Below are 3,104 nucleotides of genomic sequence, written 5' to 3'. Positions count from 1 at the left end.
GTCATCGTCATCGGCGCGGGTTTCGCCGGCATCACCGCGGCCCGCGAACTGCGCGCCCGCGGCAAGCGGGTACTCGTCCTGGAGGCCCGCGACCGCATCGGCGGCCGCACCTGGACGGACACCTACGGCGGTCAGCTGATCGAGCGCGGCGGGACCTGGGTCGAGCCGACCCAGCCCTACCTCGGCGCCGAACTCACGCGCTACAAGCTGGCGCTGGAGGAAGACGAGCCGATCTCGACCACGTGGCTGCCGACGCCGGCCGGCCCGCGGCAGTTCACGCCCGAGGACGGCTTCGGCCGGATGGGCGCCGTCTTCGAACGCATGTTCGATGGTACGCGGACGTACTTCGAGAAGCCCTTCCAGCCCCTGCACCGGGCCGACCTGCTGCAGAGCCTGGACAAGCTGACGCTGCGCGACCGCCTGACCCAGCTCGCCCTCACGCCCGAGGAGGAACTCCTCGTCAACGGGCAGACGGCGGTCTACGCGGGCGGCTCGAGCACGGCCGGCGCCTTCACCATGTTCGCCCACTGGTGGGCCCTGGCCGGTCACACCAACGCGGGCTGGAACGACACCATGCGCTGGCGCATCGCCAAGGGCACCAAGGCCCTGCTCCAGGCGATGATCAACGAGGCCAAGCCGACGATCAAGCTCAGCTCGCCGGTCGCCTCGGTGAACGACACCGGATCACTGGTGTACGTCACCACCACCTCCGGCACCCGCTACAGCGCCACCGCGGTCGTCGTCGCGATGCCGGTCAACGCCCTGAGCACCGTCAAGTTCAGCCCGTCCCTGCCCGCAGCGCTCACCACCGCGACCAGCCAGGGCATCGCCGTGGCGAACGCGGTCAAGCTGTGGATCCACGCCCGCAAGGGACCCGGCCGGGTCTACGGCCAGGGCGCAGAGGGCGGCTCGCGGATCCCCATGCTGCTGCCGTTCAAGGAAACGTCCGAAGGCATGCTCTACGTCGCCTTCAGCACCGACCCCAAGCTCGACCCGACCAACACCGCCCAGGTGAAGAAGGCCGTGCAGCAGCTCGGCGTGAACCTGGACGTCATCGGCGTCACGGCGCACGACTGGGGCCGCGACCCATACGCGCGCGGCGGCTGGGCGTTCCGCAAGCCGAAGCAGCTCACCACGCTCTACCCGGAGGTCACCTACACCAGCGGGCGGCTCTCCTTCGCCAGCGGCGACATAGCCAACGGCTGGAGCGGCTACATCGACGGCGCCATCGAGTCCGGTCTGCGTGCCGCCCGGCAGGCAGCGGGCGAGGAATGACCACCGAGGCATCACCCACCCACCCCCCGGAAGGGAACCGCATCCCCATGTCAGCCACGTCCTTCACCGTCCCGTTCGACCCGGAACGCCCCGACCTCACCGCCGACACCGACATCCAGAACGAGATCTTCATCCAGGTCTTCAACTCGGGTGACGGCGAGCTGTTCAACCGCCTCTACCTCGACGACTCCGTCTCGAACTTCTCCGGCGAGCCCCTGACCGGCGCCGACCGGCTGGCGTTCTTCAAGGAGTTCCTGGCCTCGAAGCCGACCCTCAAGGCGAGCGTCACCCACTCGTACGTGGCCAAAGACGTGGCGCTGATCGGGGTCGAGTACTCCATCGACACCACCGGCCCCGACGGGGAGCCGGTCCTGCTGGAGGGCGTCTGCACCGATGTGCTCCGCAAGACCGAGGACGGCCGCTGGCTGATGGCCATCGACCGGCCGGTGGCCGCGACCGGCCTCGTCGCCGACTAGTGCGAGAGGGAACCCCCCTGGTGCGCCGGGGGGGGGGCTCCGCCGTGCCGGAAAGACCCCAGATGGCCCGACGAGAGACGGAGAGACAGTGACCGACCAGAAGGAACTGGCGTCCGTACTGGACGCCGTACGCGATGCCGTCCCCACGTTGCGCGCGAACGGCGCGGACGCGGAGGAGCGGCGGTGGATACCCGACGAGAACATGCGGCTGCTGGAGAAGGCGGGGGTGTTCCGCGCGGCGGTGCCCCGCGCCCACGGCGGGCTCGACCTCGGTGTGGCCGACCAGTTCAAGGTCATCGCCGAGGTCGCGCGCGGCTGCCCGTCCACCGGCTGGCTGACCATGGTCTGGCTCACCAGTACCTGGTGCGCCTCCCTCTACCCCGACCGGGCACAGAAGGAGGTGTTCGAAGGCGGGAACACCCGGGTGTCCATCGTCTTCGCCCCGACCGGCACCCTCGCCCCCGTCGACGGCGGCTACCGCCTGAACGGCACATGGCGCTACAACTCCGGTGTCCGGGGCGCCGACTGGGACCTGCTCGCCGCGATGGTGGAGCGCCCCGACGGGACCCGCGAGGAACTCGTCGCGCTGGTCCCGGTCTCCGAGCTGGAGGTCACCGACGACTGGCACGTCAGCGCGGGAGCCGCCACCGGCAGCTGCAGCACCACCGCCGAGGACGTGTTCGTGCCCGCCCACCGGGTGGTCTCCCTGGAGGAGGCCATGGTCAGCGCGACCGGCGACCGCGAGAACACCGGCGCCACCGGCCGCAACTACGGTCTGCTCGGGTACGTCCTGTCCGGCGTCGCCGCCGCCTTCACCGGCATCGCGCGCGGCGCGTACGAGCTGTTCCTCGAGCGCCTCCCCGGCCGCGGCATCACCTACACCGACTGGACCGACCAGAAGCTGCACCCGCTCACGCAGATCCAGGTCGCCACGGCCGCCAACAAGATCGACGCTGCCGAAGGCCTGGCCGACCTGTGGCTGGAGGTCCTGCAGACCCGGGCCGACGTCGGCGAGCAGCCCACCGACGAGCAGAAGGCCGTGATCCGCGGCCGGACGGCGTACGCGGCGCAGCTCGCCAAGGAGGCCGTCGAGCTGCTGTACGCGGCGAGCGGCGGCTCGGTCATCCGGCGCGAGGTCGCCCTGCAGCGGTTCCACCGCGACATCCAGGGCTTCGCGCTGCACGCCCTCATCCAGCGGGACGCCAACCTGGAGGTCCAGGGGCGGGTCCTGGTCGGTATGGACCCGGGTACGTACTTCCTGTGACGGCCGGCTCCCTGGCCACCGCACCCGTCGAGGGCCTGTCGATCCGCAACCAGCTCCCCGGTACGGTCACGGACCTCGCCGCCGGCGAC

General features: G+C 70.6%; 3 protein-coding genes. All 3 read left to right on the top strand.

All coding sequences use genetic code 11. The features are described from left to right. Positions 1–1,275 (top strand): NAD(P)/FAD-dependent oxidoreductase (locus tag ABZ281_RS43935; protein WP_356663817.1); only part of this gene is annotated, 1,275 nt, incomplete at its 5' end. Positions 1,276–1,322: 47 nt separating this feature from the next. Further along, a complete protein-coding gene (locus ABZ281_RS43930) occupies positions 1,323–1,751 on the top strand; it encodes a nuclear transport factor 2 family protein (RefSeq protein WP_356663815.1) in 429 nt (142 codons plus the stop codon). 88 nt (positions 1,752–1,839) lie between these two features. Further along, entirely contained in the window at positions 1,840–3,015 is a 1,176-nt protein-coding gene (locus ABZ281_RS43925; RefSeq protein ID WP_356663813.1) for an acyl-CoA dehydrogenase family protein, read from the top strand. Positions 3,016–3,104: the final 89 nt, after the last annotated feature.

Source organism: Streptomyces sp. NPDC006265 (genome assembly GCF_040613555.1).
Taxonomy (GTDB): Bacteria; Actinomycetota; Actinomycetes; order Streptomycetales; family Streptomycetaceae; genus Streptomyces.
The sequence above is the reverse complement of the archived record's forward strand: the minus strand, read 5'-3'. Positions and strand labels throughout refer to the sequence as shown.